This is a genomic window from Serratia sp. TMDUHS_CL (genome assembly GCF_037137105.1).
Classification (GTDB): Bacteria; Pseudomonadota; Gammaproteobacteria; order Enterobacterales; family Enterobacteriaceae; genus Serratia; species Serratia nevei.
Genome location: NZ_JBBBDV010000010.1, coordinates 130,766 through 152,128 on the forward strand (window position 1 = coordinate 130,766; position 21,363 = coordinate 152,128).

General features: G+C 61.8%; 16 protein-coding genes. 5 read left to right on the top strand and 11 right to left on the bottom strand.

Features of this window, described 5'->3' with window-relative positions:
- Positions 1 to 11: 11 nt before the first annotated feature.
- From glgX to asd, 3 genes are all read right to left on the bottom strand, one after another.
- Positions 12 to 1,994, bottom strand: coding sequence for a glycogen debranching protein GlgX (gene glgX, locus WCL58_RS18480; protein WP_141960483.1), 1,983 nt, complete (start codon positions 1,992 to 1,994; stop codon positions 12 to 14).
- Positions 1,991 to 4,177 (bottom strand): 1,4-alpha-glucan branching protein GlgB, encoded by a 2,187-nt coding sequence (gene glgB, locus WCL58_RS18485; protein WP_060441400.1) that lies wholly within the window; start codon positions 4,175 to 4,177, stop codon positions 1,991 to 1,993. The genes glgX and glgB overlap by 4 nt, the downstream gene beginning before the upstream one ends.
- A 443-nt stretch (positions 4,178 to 4,620) precedes the next feature.
- Positions 4,621 to 5,724 (bottom strand): aspartate-semialdehyde dehydrogenase, encoded by a 1,104-nt coding sequence (gene asd / locus WCL58_RS18490; RefSeq protein ID WP_016930397.1) that lies wholly within the window; start codon positions 5,722 to 5,724, stop codon positions 4,621 to 4,623.
- Positions 5,725 to 5,916: 192 nt separating this feature from the next.
- Between asd and WCL58_RS18495 the strand changes: the two genes are divergently transcribed.
- Positions 5,917 to 6,510, top strand: coding sequence for a YhgN family NAAT transporter (locus tag WCL58_RS18495; RefSeq protein WP_336851464.1), 594 nt, complete (start codon positions 5,917 to 5,919; stop codon positions 6,508 to 6,510).
- A gap of 30 nt (positions 6,511 to 6,540) precedes the next feature.
- Here WCL58_RS18495 and gntK read toward each other — a convergent pair whose 3' ends face one another.
- The 4 genes from gntK to WCL58_RS18515 form a co-directional block, all read right to left on the bottom strand.
- Positions 6,541 to 7,068, bottom strand: coding sequence for a gluconokinase (gene gntK, locus WCL58_RS18500; RefSeq protein WP_033649350.1), 528 nt, complete (start codon positions 7,066 to 7,068; stop codon positions 6,541 to 6,543).
- Positions 7,069 to 7,169: 101 nt separating this feature from the next.
- Positions 7,170 to 8,486, bottom strand: coding sequence for a gluconate transporter (gene gntT, locus WCL58_RS18505; protein ID WP_033636339.1), 1,317 nt, complete (start codon positions 8,484 to 8,486; stop codon positions 7,170 to 7,172).
- A gap of 340 nt (positions 8,487 to 8,826) precedes the next feature.
- Entirely contained in the window at positions 8,827 to 9,822 is a 996-nt protein-coding gene (gene gntR / locus WCL58_RS18510) for a gluconate operon transcriptional repressor GntR (protein WP_060424481.1), read from the bottom strand.
- A 290-nt stretch (positions 9,823 to 10,112) separates the two neighbouring features.
- Positions 10,113 to 10,808, bottom strand: coding sequence for a pirin family protein (locus WCL58_RS18515; protein WP_038873615.1), 696 nt, complete (start codon positions 10,806 to 10,808; stop codon positions 10,113 to 10,115).
- A gap of 390 nt (positions 10,809 to 11,198) precedes the next feature.
- On the opposite strand from WCL58_RS18515, the gene WCL58_RS18520 reads away from it, so the two are divergent.
- The gene (locus WCL58_RS18520) at positions 11,199 to 11,714 is read left to right on the top strand and encodes a GNAT family N-acetyltransferase (protein WP_060441401.1); all 516 of its coding nucleotides are present in this window, start codon (positions 11,199 to 11,201) and stop codon (positions 11,712 to 11,714) included.
- Positions 11,707 to 12,888: a P1 family peptidase gene (locus WCL58_RS18525; protein WP_336851465.1), complete on the top strand. Its 1,182-nt coding sequence runs from the start codon at positions 11,707 to 11,709 to the stop codon at positions 12,886 to 12,888. Before WCL58_RS18520 ends, WCL58_RS18525 begins: the two co-directional genes overlap by 8 nt.
- Before the next feature lie 58 nt (positions 12,889 to 12,946).
- On the opposite strand, the gene iolE is transcribed toward WCL58_RS18525, so the two are convergent.
- From iolE to iolD, 4 genes are read right to left on the bottom strand one after another with little or no spacing between them, the layout of a single operon-like run.
- Positions 12,947 to 13,843 carry a myo-inosose-2 dehydratase gene (gene iolE / locus WCL58_RS18530; protein WP_019455194.1) on the bottom strand — a complete coding sequence of 299 codons (897 nt, stop codon included), beginning with the start codon at positions 13,841 to 13,843 and terminating at the stop codon, positions 12,947 to 12,949.
- A gap of 59 nt (positions 13,844 to 13,902) precedes the next feature.
- The gene (locus WCL58_RS18535) at positions 13,903 to 14,787 is read right to left on the bottom strand and encodes a sugar phosphate isomerase/epimerase family protein (protein ID WP_004930845.1); all 885 of its coding nucleotides are present in this window, start codon (positions 14,785 to 14,787) and stop codon (positions 13,903 to 13,905) included.
- Positions 14,788 to 14,827: 40 nt separating this feature from the next.
- Positions 14,828 to 15,841 (bottom strand): Gfo/Idh/MocA family protein, encoded by a 1,014-nt coding sequence (locus WCL58_RS18540; RefSeq protein WP_336851466.1) that lies wholly within the window; start codon positions 15,839 to 15,841, stop codon positions 14,828 to 14,830.
- Between the two features lie 35 nt (positions 15,842 to 15,876).
- Positions 15,877 to 17,817: a 3D-(3,5/4)-trihydroxycyclohexane-1,2-dione acylhydrolase (decyclizing) gene (gene iolD / locus WCL58_RS18545; protein WP_336851467.1), complete on the bottom strand. Its 1,941-nt coding sequence runs from the start codon at positions 17,815 to 17,817 to the stop codon at positions 15,877 to 15,879.
- A gap of 545 nt (positions 17,818 to 18,362) precedes the next feature.
- On the opposite strand from iolD, the gene WCL58_RS18550 reads away from it, so the two are divergent.
- Both WCL58_RS18550 and WCL58_RS18555 read left to right on the top strand, forming a co-directional pair.
- Positions 18,363 to 20,294 carry a bifunctional 5-dehydro-2-deoxygluconokinase/5-dehydro-2-deoxyphosphogluconate aldolase gene (locus WCL58_RS18550; protein WP_336851468.1) on the top strand — a complete coding sequence of 644 codons (1,932 nt, stop codon included), beginning with the start codon at positions 18,363 to 18,365 and terminating at the stop codon, positions 20,292 to 20,294.
- A gap of 203 nt (positions 20,295 to 20,497) precedes the next feature.
- Positions 20,498 to 21,334: a MurR/RpiR family transcriptional regulator gene (locus tag WCL58_RS18555; RefSeq protein ID WP_004930856.1), complete on the top strand. Its 837-nt coding sequence runs from the start codon at positions 20,498 to 20,500 to the stop codon at positions 21,332 to 21,334.
- The last annotated feature ends 29 nt before the right edge of the window (positions 21,335 to 21,363 follow it).

A 21,363-nucleotide genomic window follows, 5' to 3' on the forward strand; every position in this document is an offset into this window, starting at 1 on the left:
GACTCCTTTTATTATTTCCGTACCAGAATGCAAAGCGAGCGCGCGTCCTGGTGCCAGGCGGGTAACACCGCCCGTGAGTCTTCCTGAGTGAACGGAGCGACAACCTGCCAATCGCCTTCCGGCAACCTCATCTCCACCGTTTGCGGCGTGGCGTTAACCAGCAGCAGCCAGCGCTGCGACAGCAGGATCTGCATAAGCAGATCGCCTTGCTCCCACTGCTGCGCGTCGAGCGCCTGCCCTTGTGCGTTCAGCCACTGCACGCTGCCGTCGTCCTGCTGCCACCAGCGGTCCTGTTGCAACGCGGGGATCCGGCGGCGCAGCGCGATCAGCGCCGCGACGTAATCGGTCAGCGCGTCATCCGCCGTGGACCAGTCGAGCCAGGTGGTGGCGTTGTCCTGACAATAGGCGTTGTTGTTCCCCTGCTGGCTGTGTCCCTGTTCATCGCCGGCCAGCAGCATCGGCGTTCCCTGGGACAGCAACAGCGTGGCGAGCATCGCCCGCTGGCTGGCCCTGCGGCGTTGCACAATGGCGTCGTCGGCGACCAGGCCTTCCACGCCGTGGTTGTTGCTGAAATTACGATCGCTGCCGTCGCGGTTGCCTTCGCCGTTCGGCTGATTGTGTTTCTCGTTGAAGCTGACCACGTCCTGCAGGGTAAAACCGTCATGGGCGGTCAGCATGTTGACGGTGGCGTAAGGCGCTCGCCCGCGCTGGTTGTACACATCGCTGGAGGCGGCAAAACGCCGGGCGAACTGGCCGAGCGACACGCCGCTCTGCAGCCAGAAACGGCGCATGTCGTCGCGGTAATGGTCGTTCCATTCGGCGAAGCGGCCGGGAAACGCCCCCACCTGATAGCCGCCGGGGCCAACGTCCCAGGGTTCGGCTATCAGCTTGCAGCGCGACAGCACATCGTCCGCCAGCATCGCCTGGAACAGCGGCGCATCGCGATCGAACCCCGGCGTGCGGCCGAGCACGCTGCCCAGATCGAAGCGGAAGCCGTCGACGTGGCACTCCCGCACCCAAAAATGCAGGCAGTCCATCACCCAGGCCACGCCCTGCGGCTGATCGAGCCGCAGGGTATTGCCGCAGCCGGTGTCGTTGACGTAGTCCCCTTCCGGCGTCAGCCAGTAGTAGCTCTGGTTGTCGATGCCGCTCAGCGACAGCATCGGCCCGTCCATATCCAGCTCGGCGCTGTGGTTGAACACCACGTCGAGGATCACCTCGATGCCGGCTTGATGCAGCGCCTTGACCGCATCGCGAAATTCGTTCAGCGGCGTGCCGTCGGTGCTCAGGCTGGCGTAGCGGTTGTCCGGCGCATAGGGCGCCAGCACGTTATAGCCCCAGTAGTTGATCAGCCCCAGCCGCTGCAGACGCGGTTCGGAGGTATGTTGCTGCACCGGCAGCAGTTCCAGCGCGGTGATGCCGAGGCGTTTGAAGTGGGCGATCATCACCGGGTGCCCCAGCGCGGCGAAGCTGCCGCGCAGCGCCGGCGGGATCTTCGGGTGCAGCAGCGTCAGGCCGCGTACGTGCGCTTCGTAAATCACCGTCTGCCCCCAGGGCGTGGCGGGCGGGCGATCGTCCTGCCAGTCATAGCATTGGTCCACCACCACGCATTTCGGCATCAGCTCGGCGCTGTCGTGCGGATCCGGCCGATCGTAACCGCCGTGCAGGTGCGGGTGGTCCGCCACCGGCCCTTCCACCGCGCGCGCGGCCGGATCGAGCGCCAGCTTGTTGGGGTTGAACCGCTGTCCGTTCGCCGGGTCGAACGGGCCGTAGACCCGGTAACCGTAACGTTGTCCCGGCTTGCCGCCCGGCAAATAGCCATGCCAGATATCGCCGCTGCGCGCCGGTAGCGGCAGGCGCACCTCACGCTGCTGGCCGTCGAACAGGCACAGCTCCACCCGCTCGGCGTGCGCCGAGTACAGGGTAAAATTGATGCCTTCGCCGTCGTAATGCGCGCCCAGCGGCGCGGCGAGGCCGGCCGTCAGCTCCGTCATGGCGCCTCCCGCAGCAGATAAATGGTCGCCAGCGGCGGCAGCGTCACGCAGATGGAAAAGTCGCGGCCGTGGCTGCCGACCGCTTCGGAAGAGACCCGCCCCTGATTGCCGGCGTTGCTGCCGTGATAGTGGTGCGAATCGGTATTGAGGATCTCGCGATAGTCGCCGGCGCGGGAGAGGCCGATGCGGTAGCGGTAGCGCGGCACCGGGGTAAAGTTGCTGATGGCGATCAGCTCATTGCCCTGCGAATCGTAGCGCGCGAACGCGAACACCGAGTTGTCGTGATCGTCGACCACCAGCCACTCGAAGCCGTCCGGGCGATAGTCACGCTCATACAGCGGCGCCTGCTGCCGGTAGCAGTGGTTCAGATCGCGCACCAGCCGCTGCACGCCGTTGTGCCAGTTATCCAGCCCTTCCAGCAAATGCCAATCGAGGCTGGTATCGAAATTCCACTCGCGCCCCTGCGCAAACTCGCAGCCCATAAACAGCAGCTTTTTGCCCGGATGCGCCCACATAAACCCGTAGTAGGCGCGCAGGTTGGCGAACTTTTGCCAGGCGTCGCCCGGCATGCGGTCGAGGATCGATTTTTTGCCGTGCACCACTTCATCGTGCGAGATCGGCAGCACGAAGTTCTCGGTATAGGCATACAGCATGCCGAAGGTCATCTGGTTGTGGTGATACTTACGGTGCACCGGATCGCACTTCATGTAATTGAGCGTGTCGTGCATCCAGCCGAGGTTCCATTTGTAGTGGAACCCCAGACCGTTGGCGTCCGGCGGCAGGGTGACGCCGGGGTAGTCGGTGGACTCCTCCGCCAACGTCACCGCGCCCGGCTGCGCCTGGCCGATAGTCTGGTTGGTATAACGCAGGAAGGCGATCGCCTCCAGGTTCTCGTTGCCGCCGTAGTAATTCGGCACCCACTCGCCGTCGGCGCGGCTGTAGTCGCGATAGATCATCGACGCCACCGCATCGACCCGCAGCGCGTCGATGCCGAAGCGCTCCAGCCAATACAGCGCGTTGCCCGCCAGGTAGTTGCGCACCTCGTGGCGGCCGTAGTTGTAGATCAGCGTATTCCAGTCCTGATGGAAGCCCTCGCGCGGATCGGCGTATTCGTACAGCGCCGTGCCGTCGAAGTTCGCCAGGCCATAGGCGTCGCTCGGGAAGTGCCCCGGCACCCAGTCGAGGATCACGTTGATGCCCGCCTCATGCGCCGCCGCCACGAACGCCCTGAAATCGGCCGGCGTGCCGAAGCGCCGGGTCGGCGCATACAGCCCCAGCGGTTGATAGCCCCAACTGCCGTCGAACGGGTGCTCGTTGATCGGCAGCAGCTCGATATGGGTGAATCCCATGTCCTTCACATAGTCGATAAGCTGCACCGCCAGCTCGCCGTAGCTGAGCCAGAAGTGGTTGTCGGTGTGACGACGCCATGAGCCGAGATGCACCTCGTAGATAGCGATCGGCTGGTCAAAATCGTTGGCGCGGCGGCGCGCCTGCGTCGACGGCACCACCTCCGGCAGCGGCGCCACCAGCGAGGCGGTGTCCGGGCGCATCTGCGCCTCGAAGGCGTAAGGATCGGCTTTCAGCTGGGTATTGCCGTAGCAATCGACGATTTCATATTTGTACAGCTGGCCGGCCCGCACGCCGGGCAGGAACAGCTCCCAGATGCCGTTTTCACGCCGCAGACGCATCGGATGGCGGCGGCCGTCCCAGAAGTTGAACTCCCCCACCACCGAGACGCGCTGGGCGTTAGGCGCCCAAACGGCAAAGCTGACGCCGTCGACGCCATCCAGCGTGGCGAGGTGAGCCCCCAGGCGTTCATAGGGGCGCAGGTGCGTGCCCTCGGCCAGCAGCCAGCTGTCGATGTCCTGCAGCAGCGGGCCGAACCGGTAGGGATCGTCGACAGTCTGTTGGTGATCGCGCCAGCTGACCTGCAGCTGATAGCGGAAAGGATTTTTGCGCCGCGGCACCACGGCGCTGAAGAAGCCGCGCGGATCGTCGCAGTTCAGCTGCGCCAACCGCCGGCCGGTTTGCTGCTCAATCAGCCAAACCTCGGTGGCGTCCGGCAGCAGCGCACGCACCTGCAGACCGTTATCGGTCGCATGCATGCCAAGCAGAGCAAAGGGATCGGCGTAATGGCCGGAGATGATCTGATCAATCACGTCACGATCGGGAAGTACAGGCATAGTCTTCTTCCTTAGATTAACAGCATGATCTAAGCACGGCTTGTTGGTTATTCCTTGGCCGTTTTGGTCATCATGCAATGCATTCGGACTCTAAAGCGTGATTGCGGTCGGTTATTGACCAATCTTTACTCTGCCGACCTGAATTTCGCTCTTTATGCTTATTTTTTGAAATATTTCAGTCATGGTGAAAAATTGTTCGCCCATGCGTTAAGCATAGCCAATGTCTGTTAAAAACTGCTCAGCATTGCTCAGGAAAATTCTTCATTAAGAAAACTGCCAGCCCGGCGGCTTCTGCATGCGGCGGCCGACGAGGAGATATGCGGGGTGGAGCACGGTGAAACGAGGCTTGCGGTGACGTTGCCCGGCGCGGTGCGCGGCGAACAAAAAAGCGGAAAACGAGGCTTTAGGGGGCTGAAATCAGCCAGCCCCCAGGAAGTGCGGGTTTACAGCAGGATGCGCAGCATGCGGCGCAGCGGCTCGGCCGCGCCCCACAGCAGCTGGTCGCCCACGGTGAACGCCGACAGGTACTCCGGCCCCATATTCAGCTTGCGCAGACGGCCGACCGGCGTATTCAGCGTACCGGTCACCGCCGCCGGCGTCAGTTCGCGCATGGTCAGCTCGCGGTCGTTCGGGATCACGCGCACCCAGTCATTGTGCGTCGCCAGCATCTGCTCGATTTCCGGCAGCGACACGTCTTTTTTCAGCTTCAGGGTGAACGCCTGGCTGTGGCAGCGCAGCGCGCCAACGCGCACGCACAGACCATCGACCGGGATCACGCTGCCAGTGTTCAGAATCTTGTTAGTTTCCGCCTGACCTTTCCACTCTTCACGGCTCTGGCCGTTGTCGAGCTGCTTGTCGATCCACGGGATCAGGCTGCCGGCCAACGGCACGCCGAAGTTATCGGTCGGCAGTTTGCCGCTGCGGGTGGCCTCGGTCACCTTGCGCTCGATATCCAGAATGGCGGAGGCCGGGTCCTGCAGTTCCTTCGCCACGTCGGCGTGCAGCATGCCCATTTGGGTCAGCAGTTCGCGCATGTGGCGCGCGCCGCCGCCGGAGGCCGCCTGGTAGGTGGCGACCGACGCCCACTCCACCAGATCGTTGGCGAACAGACCGCCGAGCGACATCAGCATCAGGCTGACGGTGCAGTTGCCGCCGACGAAGGTTTTGATGCCTTTGTCCAGGCCCTGCTGAATCACCGCGTGGTTGACCGGATCCAGGATGATGATGGCATCGTCCTGCATGCGCAGCGAAGAGGCCGCGTCGATCCAATAACCCTGCCAACCGCTGGCGCGCAGCTTAGGATACACTTCGTTGGTATAATCGCCGCCCTGACAGGTAATAATGATATCGAGCGCGCTCAGCGCGTCGATGTCATACGCATCCTGCAGCGTGCCCTGCTGGCCGCCGAAGGCCGGCGCGGCAGAACCGTGCTGCGAGGTGGAGAAAAAGACCGGGCGAATGGCGTCGAAATCGCGCTCTTCCGTCATGCGTTGCATGAGAACCGAGCCGACCATTCCGCGCCAACCGATGAAACCAACGTTTTTCATAATATCTGTTTCCCGCCCGGATAAGGGCTATGTAGGTGATAACGAGTTGTGTGCAATATCTCCTCACCTTACAAAATGTCGGCGCGGGCGCAAAGTGAATTTATTCGATGGCTGAGGATTTCTCAGCAATCCTTCTTATAGGCAAGGACGCGGCCAGAAAGGCCGAGGCGTTTTCCCGATCACGAGGTCACCATGACAGAGATGATTTCCGCTACGGTATTGCTGTTTTTAATTATGGATCCGCTGGGCAATCTGCCGATTTTCATGTCGGTGCTCAAGCACCTGGAGCCGCGCAGGCACCGGGTGGTGCTGATCCGCGAGCTGCTGATCGCCCTGCTGCTGATGCTGATTTTCCTGTTCGCCGGCGAGAAAATTCTGGCGTTCCTCAACCTGCGCACCGAAACCGTCTCCATTTCCGGCGGCATCATTCTGTTTCTGATCGCCATCAAGATGATTTTCCCGTCTCAGGAGGGCAACAGTTCGGGGCTGTCCGCCGGCGAAGAGCCCTTCCTGGTGCCGCTGGCGATCCCGCTGGTGGCCGGGCCGTCGATTCTGGCAGCGCTGATGCTGCTGTCGCACCAGTATCCGCACCAGCTGCCCCATCTGGTGGCGGCGCTGTTAATCGCCTGGGGTCTCTCTGCGGCCATTTTGCTGATGTCGAACCTGTTCCTGCGCCTGCTGGGCAGCAAAGGCGTCAGCGCGCTGGAGCGGTTGATGGGGCTGATTCTGGTGATGCTGTCGACCCAGATGTTCCTGGACGGCGTGCGGGCTTACATGAAGCTGTAGGCGCCTGGCGGCGCCGACAACGGCCCGCGCTTAGCGGGCGGTGATGCGGTTGATGCAGGCGAGCGTGTCGGCGACCACGCCGTCCAGCGGCTGGTTGATGTCGATCGCCTGCACATCCGGCTCCTGCTCGCCCGGCTCTTCCAGCGTGGCGAACTGCGAAACCAGCATCTGCGGTTTGAAGAAGTGGCCTTTGCGCTGTTTCAGGCGCTCCTCAATCACCGTTTTATCCCCTTTCAGGTAGAGGAAATGCAGGTTGCGATTGCCTTCGCGCAGGCGGTCGCGATAGCTTTTTTTCAGCGCCGAGCAGACCAGCAGCGACACCGGATTGGTGCGTTGCATGGCGAAGATGGCGTCGTTGAGCGCAGCCAGCCACGGAGCGCGATCGTTGTCGTCCAGCGCATGCCCGGCGGCCATTTTGTTGATGTTGGCGCGCGGGTGCAGGTAATCGCCGTCCAGCATGGCGGCATCGGCTTCCCGGGCGACGGCGCTGGCCACGGCGGATTTACCGCTGCCGGACACCCCCATCAGGATAAATACGTGATTCTGCGGATTACTCATTGTGTCATGCCCTTATGGGAACTGGCGCGAGCGCGCCAAATGCGTCCCAACTGATAAAGATACTCTGGAACGCCGACGCCCCGCAGGGCGTCGGATAACGATTATACGACCGTCGCCAGCAGCAGGCAGCCCACCAGGCCGCACACCGAGATGATGGTTTCCAGCACCGACCAGGATTTGATGGTTTCCATGATGCTCAGGTTGAAGTACTCCTTGAACAACCAGAAGCCCGGATCGTTAACGTGCGAGAAGATAACGCTGCCGGAACCGACCGCAATCACCATCAGCTCAGGGCTGACGCCGGTGGTGGCGATCAGCGGGGCGACGATGCCGCCGGCGGTGATCGCCGCCACGGTGGCGGAACCCAGCGCCAGACGCAGCGCGGCGGCGATCGACCAGGCCATCAGGATCGGCGAAACGTTGCTGCCTTCCATCAGGCCGGCGATGTACTGCTCGACGCCGCTGTCCACCAGCACCTGTTTGAAGGCGCCGCCACCGCCGATGATCAACAGCATCATGGCGATGATTTTAATCGAGTCGGTGATGGTGCCCATCACTTCATCCATGGTGCGGCCGCGGTTCAGGCCGAAGGTGAAGATAGCGATCAGCACGGCGATCAGGGTCGCCATCACCGGGTCGCCGAAGAACTCGGCGAAGCGCAGCAGGCTGTGGCCCTTCGGCAACACCATTTCAGCCACCGCGCGCAGCGCCATCAGGATCACCGGCACCAGCGACGTGGCGACGCTGACGCCAAAGCTCGGCATCTCTGCTTCGGTAAAGGTTTTCGGGTTGTACAGGCCTTCCGGCACCGGCTTGTCGATGCCTTTCAGGAAGCGGGCATAAACCGGGCCGGCCAGGATCACCGTCGGGATCGCCAGCAGCGTGCCGTACAACAGGGTTTTACCCATGTCGGCATGGAAGATGGTGGCGATGGCCGTCGGGCCCGGGTGCGGCGGCAGGAAGCCGTGGGTCACCGACAGCGCGGCGGCCATCGGCACGCCGACGTACAGCAGCGGGATGCGCGCGGAGGCGGCGATGGTGAACACCAGCGGCAGCAGCAGCACGAAGCCCACTTCGTAGAACAGCGCGAAGCCGACGGTGAAGCCGGTCAGCACCACCGCCCATTGAATATGTTTTCTGCCGAACTTGTCGATCAGCGTGGTGGCGATGCGCTGTGCGCCGCCGCAGTCCGCCAGCAGTTTGCCGAGCATGGCGCCGAAGCCCATGATCAGCGCCAGGCTGCCCAACGTGCCGCCCACGCCGGCCTTGATGGAGCCGATGACCTTATCGACCGGCATACCCTGTGCGATCCCGACCGCCAGAGCAACCAGCACCAGAGAGATAAAGCCGTTCAGCTTGAAGCGGATCATCAGCAGCAGCAGCAGCGCTACGCCGCCTGCAACAATCACTAATGGCATAATTTTTCTCCAACCTTTTATCGCGACTCTCTTTACGATAGGCGTAAAGCGTGCGGTTGTTTTATTTTTAGGCTCTTTCCCGGTGTTTAAGAAGAGCTGTAGGTGTTGTTGATTCAGAGGTTCAGTCTTGCAGCAAGATGACCGCACGCTCGTTGTTACCGGTATCATGATACCGGTAACAACATGAGCGCCGGAACCGGGTAAGCGGCTAAAATTCGCGTTCTGGGACAGAGATCAAACTTATGCCGGCAACGACCGGCGGGCTTACAGGCGGGATAACCCGCGCGCCTCAGGGCGCGCTGCAAAAAGAAAGGGTGTTAAAACAGAACGTTAAAATGGCTCAGATACTGCCGCCGGGGATCACGGTGAAACCGACGTCCACCATGCGCGGGCACACCGTTTCGCCGCGCAGCCGGGCCAGCAAGCGCTCGGCACCGATCTGCCCCATGCGTTCGCGCGGCGTCAGCACGCTGGCCAGCTTAGGCACCATCACCTGACCGATATCATGGCCGTGGAAACCGGCGATCGCCATGTCCTGCGGGATCGACAGCCCCTGCCGCTGGCACTCGAAGGCCGCGCCGATCGCCAGGTCATCGTTGGTGCAGAAGATACTGTCGATCTGCGGATAGTCGCGCTGCGCCAGGCGCAGCAGCTCGCCGCCGGCGGAATAGGAGGAAGAACGCGCGGTCATGATGCTGTAAGGCTCCAGGCCGGATTCGCGCATCGCCTGCTCATACCCCTGCTGCTTGATGAGGGTACGTTCATCCTGACGGGCACCGAAATAGACCACGTGACGGTGGCCGTGCGCGATGATCTGCTGGGTCATCTGGCGCGCCGCCTCGAAGTTGTTGAAGCCCACCGCCAGATCGATGCACGGCGAGACGCAGTCCATCAGCTCCACCACCGGAATGCCCGCCACCTCGATCATTTTCAGGGTGCGCGCCGTGTGATGGCGCTCAGACAGGATCAGGCCGTCGATATTGTAAGAAAGCAGCGAGGTCAGACGCTCTTCTTCACGCTCCGGCAGGTAGCCATAGTGCGCCAGCATAGTCTGGTAGTTGTGCGCGTCGGTGACGCTTTCGATGCCGCGCAGCACTTCGGCGAACACCTGGTTGGTCAGCGACGGCAACAGCACGCCAATCGCCCGGCTGGTGGCGTTGGAGAGGATGTCCGGCGCGCGGTTGGGGATGTAGCCCAGCTCATCCAGCGCGACGGCGATTTTTTGCTGCAGGGCGGCAGAAACCTGGTCGGGATTGCGCAGATAACGGCTCACCGTCATCTTGGTCACGCCCACCTTGTCCGCCACATCCTGGAGTACCGGCCGTTTTTTCTTCATTATCAATGAACTGACTAACCGTGAATGGGCAGTCATTTTAGCAAAAAAAACGGCGGGCCGATATTGTCGGTTATGCGACGGCCAACGCAAAAAGGGCTCACAGCGTGAGCCCTTCATACGGTGACAAAGGGGAAAAAGCGTGGTTTTTCCCCTTTGTGATTGTCAGCCGAAAATCAATAAATTGATTTTCCTTGTTTTTATATGCTGCCGGCTTTCAGGCGGGCAACGTCATCAGGCTTGTCGTTAACCTCAAGGGCTCACAGCGTGAGCCCTTGAAATTTACCGCTTAATCACACCGGCGGCAGATCGAACAGCAGGATTTCGCTCTCTTCGTCGGCCTGGATCGTCAGCGCCGATTCATCCCACACCGCAAACGCATCGCTGATGCCGGCGGCCTGGCCGTTGACCGAGACTTTGCCGCGCACCACCTGGATCCAAATACGGCGGCCGGCGGCGATCGGGTACTCACCCTGTTCGCCTTTATTCAGTGCCCAACGCGACAGCGTCATATCCTGGAACACCTTCAGCGAACCGTCGCGCGCATCCGGCGACAGCACCAGCTGACGGCCCTGCGGCGCGTCGAACATGCGCTGCTCGTAGCGCGGCTCCAGCCCGACCTGATCCGGAATGATCCAAATCTGGTACAGGTGCAACGGACGATCCTGATTGGCGTTGTACTCGGAGTGACGCACCCCGGTGCCTGCGCTCATGATCTGGAATTCGCCGGCCTGGATCTGCTCCTTGTTGCCCATGCTGTCCTGGTGTTCCACCGTGCCGCTCAGCACGTAGGTCAGGATTTCCATATCTTTATGCGGATGGGTACCGAAACCCTGCCCCGCGTCGATCACGTCTTCGTTGATCACACGCAGCGCCGAGAACCCCATAAAGTTCGGATCGTAGTAGTCGGCAAAAGAGAAGGTGTGCCAGCTATCCAGCCAGCCATGATTGGCGTGGCCGCGGTCTTCCGCTTTACGTACATAAATCATATTCAACTCTCCTCAATGTTTTTTTACAGTCTAGTCCTGCGGGCAGAATAAGAAAGCGTAAAAAACTCATGCCTCTGTTCAAAAATTTCGATGGAATGAAGCGGCAGATGGGCAACGGATTTGTTGAAGGCGGAAGCGGTTGAAAAAGGGCAAAAAAAAAAGCCAGCACCCGAGCTGGCTAAGTAAACACTGGAAGCAATGTGAGCAATGTCGTGCCTTCGCAGCGAGAGTATCAAGGGTTGATGCCCTCCCCGGAACGCATCGCAATAATAATCATTATCATTCGCACCTGTAAAGCGTTTTTTTTGACCCGTTCAAATAATATTGACTCAAGGCAGTAAACGGATAAATTCAGAGGTTATTCAACCGGTAAGCAACAGGAGCAGCGAGATGAGCGAGATCGTGATACGCCACGTGGAAACGACGGATGCGCAAGCCCTGCATCATCTTTATTCTCAGACGCCCGTCTATCGCGATACGCTGCAGCTCCCGCTACCGTCCGTCGAGTCCTGGCAGAAGCGCCTCGCCAATCCCGAGCCGGGTACGCATAACCTGGCGGCCTTCATCGACGGGCAGCTTGCTGGCCAGCTGGCCGTCATGCTGAATCAGCGCGTGCGCCGCCGCCACGTGGCAACCTTCGGCATCGGCGTCGATCCTCGCTACCACGGCAAAGGCGTTGGCAGCCGCCTGATGCAGGCGATGATAGACCTGTGCGACAACTGGGCGGCCATCGAGCGCATCGAGCTGACGGTGTTCACCGACAACCCGGCGGCCATTGCGCTGTACCGCAAATTCGGTTTCGAGATAGAGGGCACCAGCCGCGCCTATGCCATGCGCGACGGCGTATTGGTCGACGCCTACCATATGGCGCGTTTGCGCTCCGGGCAGCCGCACGGCGATGCGTAATCGCCCTCACCCACGGGGGCCGCTGCGCCGGCCCCTGTGCATCAACTGCCGAACCTTTTTACAAGCGCTGGCCGGCCTGACCGCCGCCGTCGGCATATTCTCTCCTCTCACCCCGTTAGGTGCCGCTATGCCAACTTCCGCCGCCGGGCGCCCAGGCGCCCGCAACCTGATTACCGATGTGCCGGGCCTGAAGGTCGGCGTAGCGCAAGACAGCCGGATACGTACCGGCACGACGGTTATCCTGCCGGACAGCCCGGCGATCGCCGCCGTGGACGTGCGCGGCGGCGGCCCCGCCACCCGGGAAACCGACGCGCTGGGTGAAGACAATCTGGTACAGACCGTCGATGCGCTGACGTTCAGCGGCGGCTCGGTTTACGGCCTGGCGGCGGCGGATGGCGTCGCAGCCTGGCTGGGGCAACAGGACCGAGGCTACGCGCTGCGCCCGGCCCCCGGCGTGCCGGTCTCCCCTATCGTGCCCACCGCCTGCCTGTACGATCTGGCCAACGGCGGCGACAAAAACTGGCAGCTCACGCCGCCGTATCACCAACTGGGCATCGATGCGGTCGGCAAGGCCGGATTGGACTTTCCGCTGGGCACCGTCGGCGCCGGCTACGGTGCCATGACCGGCATGGGTAAGCTGAAAGGCGGCCTCGGCTCGGCATCTATCATTGCCGCCAATGGCGCTACCGTCGGCGCACTGGTGGCGGTCAACAGTTTGGGTGCGGTGGTCGCACCCGGCACCCGCGCCTTCTGGGCGACCCCCTATGAAATTGACGGTGAATTCGGCAACGGCGGCGCAGCGGCGCTGGCGCAACTGCGCGCGCAGGGCGAAGATTGGATGGAACAAGAGCCGCAGGGCGGCAGAAAGAACACGACCCTGGCCTGCATCGCCACCGACCTGGCGCTGACGCGGGTGGAGTTGAAACGGGTGGCCATCATGGCGCAAGACGGCATGGCGCGCGCCATCCGCCCGCTGCACAGCCCGTTTGACGGCGACGTAGTGTTCGCCCTGTCCACCGGGCAGCGCGAGGTTCAGGGCAGCCGCGAACTGGCGGTGCTGCAGATCGGCGCGCTGGCGGCGGACACCCTGGCCCGGGCGATCGCCCGTGGCGTACATGCCGCCACGCCGTGGCCCGGCAGCCAGGTCGCAACCTGGCAAACGCTCGGCGGCTAACACGCCGCCACCAAAAAAGGGGCGCTGGCGCCCCTTAATCATGATTATCCCTCGTCGCTTAAATGCCGGCGGTTTCCCGAATATAACGGCGCGCTTTTACCGCATACTCGAACGGATTGGCAAGCGCCGGATCCTGCTCGGCCTCCACCACCATCCACCCTTTGTAACCGCGCTCGTCCAGTAGCTTGAACACCGGCCTGAAGTCGATCACGCCATCACCCGGCACGGTGAAGGTGCCCTTCTTCACGCCGTCGAGGAAGCTCAGCTTGTTGGCCTTCACTTCCGCCACCACCTCATCGCGCACGTCCTTCAGATGGACGTGGTTGATGCGCGGCAGATACTTCTCCAGGATCGCCATCATCGCCTGCTGGCTGCCTTCCGAATAGTAGGCGTGGCCGGTATCGAACAGCAGGTAGACGTCGTCGTTGACCATGCTCATGTAGCGATCGATTTCGGCCGTGGTCTGAATGCCGGTGCCCATGTGGTGGTGCAGACACACCTGCATGCCTTTGCCGGCGGCGATCTTCGCCAGCTCGTTGTAACCGTCAGCCACGCGCTGCCACTCTTCATCGCTGAAGTACGGCTTCTCTTCGAACACGCCTTTGGTGGTGCCCTGAATGCTCTTGCTCTGCTCGGAGCAGCCGATCACCCTGGCGCCCATGGCATGCAGGAAATTCATGTGGTTGATAAATTCATCGATGGTTTTGTCTTTCTGGCCGTCGGCGAAAAAGGTGCTGAACCAGGCGTTGCAGATCTGGATGCCGCGAATATCCAGCATCGGTTTCAGCACCGCCGGATCGCGCGGGTATTTGCTGCCCACTTCGCTGCCGGTGAAGCCGGCCAGCGCCATTTCGCTGACGCACTGCTGGAAGGTGTTTTCCTTGCCCAGATCGGGCATGTCGTCGTTGGTCCAGCCGATCGGCGCAATGGCCAATTTCACGTTGTCTTTATTCATGGTCTGCCTCGGTCCTTGGAGGGCCGCCGGTGCAAACGCCGCCGGCGAGCCGAATAAGATTATTTGCCCAACAGCTCTCTTTCGATGCGCTCTCTGGTCGCCACCGCCTGGCTCGGCATCTTTTCCGGGTAGCCGAACAGCGAGGTGCAGATGATCGATTCGCCGCCGACCTTGAAGCTGCGGTTGGCAAATTCCATGTCGCGCAGCGTCTGGAACAGGGCGTCGAAATTCACCTCGCCTTCGCCGATGCCGACGTGCTGATGCACCGCGGCGTCAACGCCCGGCGGGTTGACGATATAACGGCAATGCTTGGTGTGATTCATGGTGTCGGCGATCAGCACGTGGGAAAGATCGTCCCCGGCGTACTGCAGCATGCCGGCCACGTCACCCTGCCCCTTGTCGTAGTAGAAGGTGTGCGGCACGCTGTAGAGGTATTTGACGTGGTCGCTGCGCAGCGACTTCACCAGATCGGCGGTTTCGTTGCTCAGCTCGCAGAAGTCCCACGGGTGCGACTGGATCTCCATACGGATACCCTCGCGCTCGACGATCGGCAACAGCTCCTCCATCGAGCGATACCACAGCTCCTCGCAGATCTCCGGTTCGTTGGGGTTGCCCGCCAGTTCGGTGTTAATCACCTGCACGCCCATTTCCACCGCGATTTCGATCATCCGCCGCCAGTTTTTGACCGCCGCCTGGCGGCGATCTTCCCCTGGCCCGGACCAGCGATACACCACGATAAATGAGGAGATCTCCACGCCGGTCGCTTTCAGGGCGTTTTTATACTCCGCCATGATTTCGCGGCTGGCCTTCGGATGCTTGTAAAACGGGTTGATCTGCGGGTGCGGCGACTGCTCGATGTATTTGTAGCCCCAGTCCGCCACCTGCTGCACCATTTTGGTCACGCCCAAATCCCGTATAACGTCGACATCAAAAGCGATCTTCATGGTCACTCCTCTGCAATCGTAGGTATGGGGGACAAGCCGATTATTTGTTGTAGAACACCGGGCGCGCCGGCAAGGTCACCGGCACAATCTCGCCGCTGAGCTGGGCCGCCACGCAGGCGTCGGCGGTCACCGCGGCGGCGTAGCCGTCCCAGGCGGAAGGCCCGGTCAGCTTGCCCGCAGCCACGTCGTTGATGAAACCCTGCAGCTCGACGTCATAGGCGTCGATAAAGCGATCTTTCCAGTCGGTCAGGATTTCGGTCGACAGGCGGGCGCCGCTGCGCATCTGCACCGAGGACGGCTCCGGCAGTTTGGCGATGCCGGTTTCCCCCACCACTTCGCACTGAATGTCGTAGCCGTACTGGCAGTTGACGAAGATTTCGACGTCGATGCGCGTACCCTTGGCGGTTTCAAACAGCACAATCTGCGGATCTTTCAGGTGCGGGAACGCCTTCGGGCTCTTACGCGGGAACACCACCTGCACCGACACGTAGTCATCATCGAGCAGCCAGCGCAGCACGTCGATTTCGTGGATCAGGGTGTCGGTGATCGCCATATCGGTGGTGTAGGCCTCGCCGACCGTCGGGTTGCGGTGCGCGCAGTGCAGCATCAGTGGTTCGCCGATCTGGCCGCTGGTCAGCACCTGTTTCAACGCGCGATAGCCCTGGTCATAAGGGCGCATAAAGCCGACCTGCACCAGCCGCTTGCCGTGTTTCGCTTCGGCATCGACGATGTTTTTGCAGCCCTGCGCGGTCACCGCCAGCGGCTTCTCGCAGAACACCGGTTTGCCGGCGGCGATGGCCGCCAACACGAACTCTTCGTGGCTCGGCCCCCAGGACGTGACCAGCACCGCCTGCACGTCGGCGGCCTTGATCAGATCGTGGCCGTTGTCATGCACCCGGGCATCCAGCTGCAGATCGCTCACCACCTTGGCGGCGTTGTCGCGGTTGATGTCGTTTACCGCCACCACGCGGGCACCCTGCAACACTTTGCTGCAGCGACGGATATGATCGCGGCCGATGGCGCCGGTGCCGATAACCCCAATGTTCAATGTCATTTTCGCTACCCTCGAGATTTATGTATGAAAACGAATCAGTAATCGCGCGCCTTATCGATGTTTTCCTGCAGCTTGCGCGCCACTTCGACGATTTTCTCGCTGTCGGCCACCTGAGCGCCGCCCACGCGCCACCAGCTGAGATACTTGTGCACCATGGTCTTCGGCAACACCTTGATGTCCAGCAGCGTGGACACGGCTTGCCTGCGGGCGTCGGCCAGCGCGTCGAGCAGCTGCTGCTCGGTGGTGACCCGATAGGTTTTACAGCCGTAAGCCGCCGCCAGCATGGCGAAATCGACCGGCACCAGCTTGCCGTCGAGCTTGCCGCCCTCTGGATTGCGGAAGCGGAATTCGGTGGTGTAGCTGTCCATGCCGTGTTCCATCTGCAGGTTGTTGATGCAGCCGTTGGTCATGTTGTCGAACAGCACCACGTTGATCTTGCAGCCTTCCTGAATCGAGGTGACCAGTTCGGAATGCAGCATCATGAATGCGCCGTCGCCCACCATTGCGTACACCTCGCGCTGCGGCTCGGCCAGCTTGACCCCCAGCGCGGCGTTCACCTCGTACCCCATGCAGGAGTAGCCGTATTCCACGTGGTAGCCGTGCTCGCTGCGGTTGTGCCACACCCGCTGCAGATCGCCCGGCAGGCTGCCGGCGGCGGCGACGATCACGCTGTCCGCCGGCAGCTCGCGGTTCAACACCCCCAGCACGCGGCTCTGGGTCAGCGCGGAATCGGTCTGGGCGATAAATTCGGCGAACACCCGCTCGCGATCGAGGTGATCGTCGATCTCCGGTACAAAACCCGCGCCGCCGTATTCCACCGCGTAAACCCGCTCGGTCTCTTCACGCTGGGCAGCGCGCGCCGCGGCGATGGCGTCGCCCCAGCCGGCGCGGTAGTCAGCCTGCGCCAGCAGCGCGCCCAATGCGTTCAGGGCCTCGCGGGCGTCCGCCAGCACCTGCACGCCGTCGAGCTTGCCGGCGTCAAAGGCGCTGACGTTGATATTGAGGAAGTTAACGTCCGGGTGTTGGAACAGCCATTTGGACGAGGTGGTGAAATCGGTGTAACGGGTGCCGACGCCGATCACCAGATCGGCCTGCCGGGCCAACGTGTTGGCCGCCAGGCAGCCGGTTTCCCCGATGCCACCGAGGTTGAATTCATGGTCGCTCGGTACCGTGCCTTTGCCGGCCTGGGTTTCGGCAAACGGAATGCCGAAGCGCTCGGCAAATTCGCGCAGCGCCCGCCCGGCCTGCGAGTATTTCACGCCGCCGCCGCACACCAGCAGCGGTTTGCGCTTGGCGGTCAGCAGCGCCAGCGCGTCCGCCAACATGCCGTCGGTCGCCGGGCGACGATCGAGCCGATGCACGCGTTTCTGGAAGAAATAGTCGGGATAGTCGTAGGCTTCACCCTGCACGTCCTGCGGCAGGCACAGCGTCACCGCGCCGGTATCCGCCGGATCGGTCAGCACGCGCATCGCGTTGATGCAGGCGCTCATCAGCTGCTCCGGCCGCACGATGCGATCCCAGTATTTGCTCACCGCGCGGAACGCGTCGTTGGTGCTGATGCTGAGATCGTAAGGCTGCTCGATTTGCTGCAGCACCGGATCCGGCTGGCGGGAAGCGTAAACGTCGCCCGGCAGCAGCAATAAAGGAATGCGGTTGGCGGTGGCGGTGGCCGCGGCGGTGATCATGTTGGCGGCGCCGGGGCCGACCGATGAGGTGCAGGCGTAGATCTGCCGGCGCAGCTTCTGTTTGGCGAAGCCGATCGCCGCGTGGGCCATGCCCTGCTCGTTGCGGCCCTGATGTACCCGCAGCTCGCCGCTATCCTGTTCCAGCGCTTGCCCCAGCCCCAGCACGTTGCCGTGGCCGAAAATCGCGAAAATGCCCGCGACGAATTTGGTTTCCACGCCGTCGGCCAGCAGATACTGGTTATCGAGAAATCTGACGAGCGCCTGCGCCATGGTTAGCCTGATCTTGCCCATTTACTCACCCTTTAGATTGAGGGCCGCCCCGGAAAGGGCTCGCGCCGAGCCGACAATCCCGTGTTTGTGTTACGCGGCGGCAGCTATTATCTTGAGCAGGCGATGCCCGCTGCTCACGAAGTCGACAACCTGAAACGTGAAGCGATTATAAACAAATATATTTTTCATAAAATCACATTACAGAAGAAACATTTCATTTTGCGATAAAGATCGCATATTGCATGAAAAGCCCGTTTCATCTCGTGCTTCAGCCTTCGCTGACTTCGCACCGCGCAGTGGCGGGTGACCACCGTCAGCACTCAGGATGACAGCCTTTTATCCTGTCCTCGCACTCCTTTTCAGCGCGCGCCTGGCCGCCCTTCCGTGGCCGTTTCACCGCCTTTTCCACCCGCTTGCCGATGTTTTAAATGCATCACATTTTTGGGGTGTAAATTTCATTCTATATTGAAATTGAAATTTTCATTCCCCATACTGTCCACATGCTTCCTGCAGGGCGCCACGCTCGGGTCGCCGCCGGAGTTTTGCTTAAACAGAAGGAAACGGGTATGGCTACACAAGAAAAACAGCTTGATGTCATTTGTCTCGGGCGCATCGCCGTCGATTTCTATGCTCAGCAGATCGGCGCGCGGCTGGAAGACGCCGGCACATTCGCCAAGTACCTCGGCGGCTCCTCCGGCAACGTGGCCTACGGCACCGCCATTCAGGGGTTAAAATCCGGCATGCTGGCGCGCGTCGGCGACGAGCACATGGGCCGCTTTCTGCGTGAAGAGCTGCAGCGCGTCGGGGCCGATACCCGCTGCCTCATCACCGACAAGCAACGATTAACCGGCCTGGTGATCCTCGGCATCAAGGATCAGGAAACTTTCCCGCTGATCTTCTACCGCGAAAACTGCGCGGACATGGCGCTGACGCCGGACGACATCGACGAGGCCTACATCGCTTCCTCGCGCGCGCTGGCCATCACCGGCACGCACCTGTCGCACCCGAACACCCGCGCCGCGGTGCTGAAGGCGCTGGAATACGCGCGCCGCCACGGTCTGCGCACCGCCCTGGACATCGATTACCGCCCGGTGCTGTGGGGGCTGACGTCGCTGGGCGACGGCGAAACCCGCTTTGTGGAATCGGACCAGGTCACGCGCGAGCTGCAGGAGGTGCTGCACCATTTCGATCTGATCGTCGGCACCGAAGAGGAGTTTCACATCGCCGGCGGCAGCACCGACACGCTGACGGCGCTAAAAAACATGCGGCGGGCCACGGCGGCCACGCTGGTGTGCAAGCGCGGCGCGCAGGGTTGCTCGGTGTTCGAAGGCGAAATCGCCGACGACTGGGCGCAGGTGAAGCTGCACGCCGGCGTTCGGGTTGAGGTGCTGAACGTGCTGGGGGCCGGCGACGCCTTTATGTCCGGCCTGCTGCGCGGCTACCTGAACGATGAGGGCTGGGATCAGGCCTGCCGCTACGCCAACGCCTGCGGCGCATTGGTGGTGTCGCGCCACGGTTGCGCGCCGGCCATGCCGACCAAACGGGAGCTGGACGACTATCTGCTGCGCGAACGGCAGGTCACGCGCCCGGACCGCGACGCACGCCTGAACCACCTGCACCGGGTGACCACCCGCAAGCAGCAATGGCCAGAGTTGTGCGTGTTCGCCTTCGATCACCGCAAGCAGCTGGCGGACATGGCGCGCGAAGCCGGCGTCGGCGAGGAACGCATTCCGCGCCTGAAAACCCTGCTGCTCACCGCGGCGCAACAGGCTGCCGCGCAGGCCGGGCTCAACGGCAACAGCGGCATTCTGGCCGACACCACCTACGGGCAGGCGGCGTTGAACGAGATCACCGGCCAGGGATGGTGGATCGGCCGGCCGGTGGAGCTGCCCAGCTCGCGCCCGCTGCGCCTGGAGCACGGCAATATCGGCTCGCAATTGATCGACTGGCCGCAGGAGCACGTGGTGAAGTGCCTGGTGTTTTATCACCCGCACGACGCGGCGGAACTGCGCCGCGAGCAGGATGCGCTGATCGCCGACGTCTACCGCGGCTGCTGCAAATCCGGCCACGAGCTGCTGCTGGAGGTGATCCTGCCGGACAACAACCCCGACAAGGACGAACGCCATTACCTGGAGATGATTGAACACTTCTACCGGTTGGGCATTCAGCCAGACTGGTGGAAACTGCCGCCGCTGAGCGCGGAAAACTGGCGGCGGGTCGGTGCGCTGATCGACACCTACGATCCCTTCTGCCGCGGCGTGCTGATCCTGGGGCTCGACTCCCCGGAAGCGGTGCTGAAGGCGGGCTTTGCCGCCGCCGCGGATGCGCGCTGGGTGAAGGGTTTCGCCGTCGGCCGCACCATCTTCGGCCAGCCTTCGCGCCGCTGGCTGCAGGATGAAATCGACGACGCGGCCCTGATCGAGCAGGTGAAACAAAAATACCTGACGCTGATCGGTTTCTGGCGCCAGTACCGTCCGCAGGCGAGCGGTGCGCACTGACAGCGAGCGCGAGTTCACGTCCCCTTAAGGCCATTTCGCCGCTTTAAGGGGATTTTTTTGCCCCTTTTCTGTGAAGTCGCGCAATGTGCGATCGAATAAATCGCTTTTTGAGGAAATGAAATTTCCGCTCCGTCTGTTAAAATACCCTGTCAATATTTCAGGCGTCAGGCCAATGCGCCTTCACCCCACTGCGAGCCGAATGGATGAACAACCCAACTCAACTTTCGCTGTTACAGGACGAGATTCGCCACCGTTATGAAACGCTGAGCAAGCGTTTGAAGCAGGTGGCGCGCTATATTTTGGATAACAGTAACAGCATCGCTTTCGATACCGTTGCCTCCATCGCCGCACAGGCCAGCGTACCGCCTTCCACCCTGATCCGTTTCGCCAACGCCTTCGGCTTCAGCGGCTTCAACGAAATGAAGCAGGTGTTCCGTCAGCATCTAATGGAAGAAACGGTGAACTATACCGAACGCGCGCGCCTGTTCCGCCAAACCTCCACCGACGACAACGTCGCGCCGGAGAAACCGGCGGAAATTCTCAACGTATTCACCATGGTCAACGCGCAGGCGCTGCAGCAGCTGGCGATGCAGATCGCCCCCGAGCAGCTGGATCGCGCCGTCGAGTTGCTCAACAACGCCGAAAATATCTACGTGATCGGCCTGCGCCGTTCGTTCAGCGTCGCCTCCTACCTCACCTATGCGCTGCGCCATCTGGAGCGCCGCGCGTTTCTGATCGACGGCCTGGGCGGCATGTTCACCGAACAGCTGAGCATGGTGAAACCGAAGGACGTGGTGATCGCCATCAGCTATTCGCCGTACGCCCGCGAAGCGGTGGAACTGGTGGAACTGGGCGCCAAGCGCGGTGCGCAGCAGATCGCCATCACCGACAGCCAGGTCAGCCCGCTGGCCGCCTTCAGCGACGTCTGTTTCGTGGTGCGCGAAGCGCAGGTGGATGGGTTCCGCTCGCAGGTGGCTTCGATGTGCCTGGCGCAGACGCTGGCGGTCTCGCTGGCGCTGAATAACGCCCGGGACGAGTAAGGCTGGGGTGAACGCGCCCGACAGGCTCG

What these genes read in the sequence shown, in the direction of transcription:
- glgX (WP_141960483.1), bottom strand. Translation starts at nt 1,994, where the DNA reads ATGACGGAGCTGACGGCCGGCCTCGCCGCGCCGCTGGGCGCGCATTAC.
- gntK (WP_033649350.1), bottom strand. Translation starts at nt 7,068, where the DNA reads ATGAGTAATCCGCAGAATCACGTATTTATCCTGATGGGGGTGTCCGGC.
- gntR (WP_060424481.1), bottom strand. Translation starts at nt 9,822, where the DNA reads ATGAAGAAAAAACGGCCGGTACTCCAGGATGTGGCGGACAAGGTGGGC.
- iolE (WP_019455194.1), bottom strand. Translation starts at nt 13,843, where the DNA reads ATGAATAAAGACAACGTGAAATTGGCCATTGCGCCGATCGGCTGGACC.
- WCL58_RS18525 (WP_336851465.1), top strand. Translation starts at nt 11,707, where the DNA reads ATGCGTAATCGCCCTCACCCACGGGGGCCGCTGCGCCGGCCCCTGTGC.
- WCL58_RS18535 (WP_004930845.1), bottom strand. Translation starts at nt 14,787, where the DNA reads ATGAAGATCGCTTTTGATGTCGACGTTATACGGGATTTGGGCGTGACC.
- WCL58_RS18515 (WP_038873615.1), bottom strand. Translation starts at nt 10,808, where the DNA reads ATGATTTATGTACGTAAAGCGGAAGACCGCGGCCACGCCAATCATGGC.
- iolD (WP_336851467.1), bottom strand. Translation starts at nt 17,817, where the DNA reads ATGGGCAAGATCAGGCTAACCATGGCGCAGGCGCTCGTCAGATTTCTC.
- WCL58_RS18550 (WP_336851468.1), top strand. Translation starts at nt 18,363, where the DNA reads ATGGCTACACAAGAAAAACAGCTTGATGTCATTTGTCTCGGGCGCATC.
- gntT (WP_033636339.1), bottom strand. Translation starts at nt 8,486, where the DNA reads ATGCCATTAGTGATTGTTGCAGGCGGCGTAGCGCTGCTGCTGCTGCTG.
- WCL58_RS18555 (WP_004930856.1), top strand. Translation starts at nt 20,498, where the DNA reads ATGAACAACCCAACTCAACTTTCGCTGTTACAGGACGAGATTCGCCAC.
- glgB (WP_060441400.1), bottom strand. Translation starts at nt 4,177, where the DNA reads ATGCCTGTACTTCCCGATCGTGACGTGATTGATCAGATCATCTCCGGC.
- WCL58_RS18495 (WP_336851464.1), top strand. Translation starts at nt 5,917, where the DNA reads ATGACAGAGATGATTTCCGCTACGGTATTGCTGTTTTTAATTATGGAT.
- WCL58_RS18520 (WP_060441401.1), top strand. Translation starts at nt 11,199, where the DNA reads ATGAGCGAGATCGTGATACGCCACGTGGAAACGACGGATGCGCAAGCC.
- WCL58_RS18540 (WP_336851466.1), bottom strand. Translation starts at nt 15,841, where the DNA reads ATGACATTGAACATTGGGGTTATCGGCACCGGCGCCATCGGCCGCGAT.
- asd (WP_016930397.1), bottom strand. Translation starts at nt 5,724, where the DNA reads ATGAAAAACGTTGGTTTCATCGGTTGGCGCGGAATGGTCGGCTCGGTT.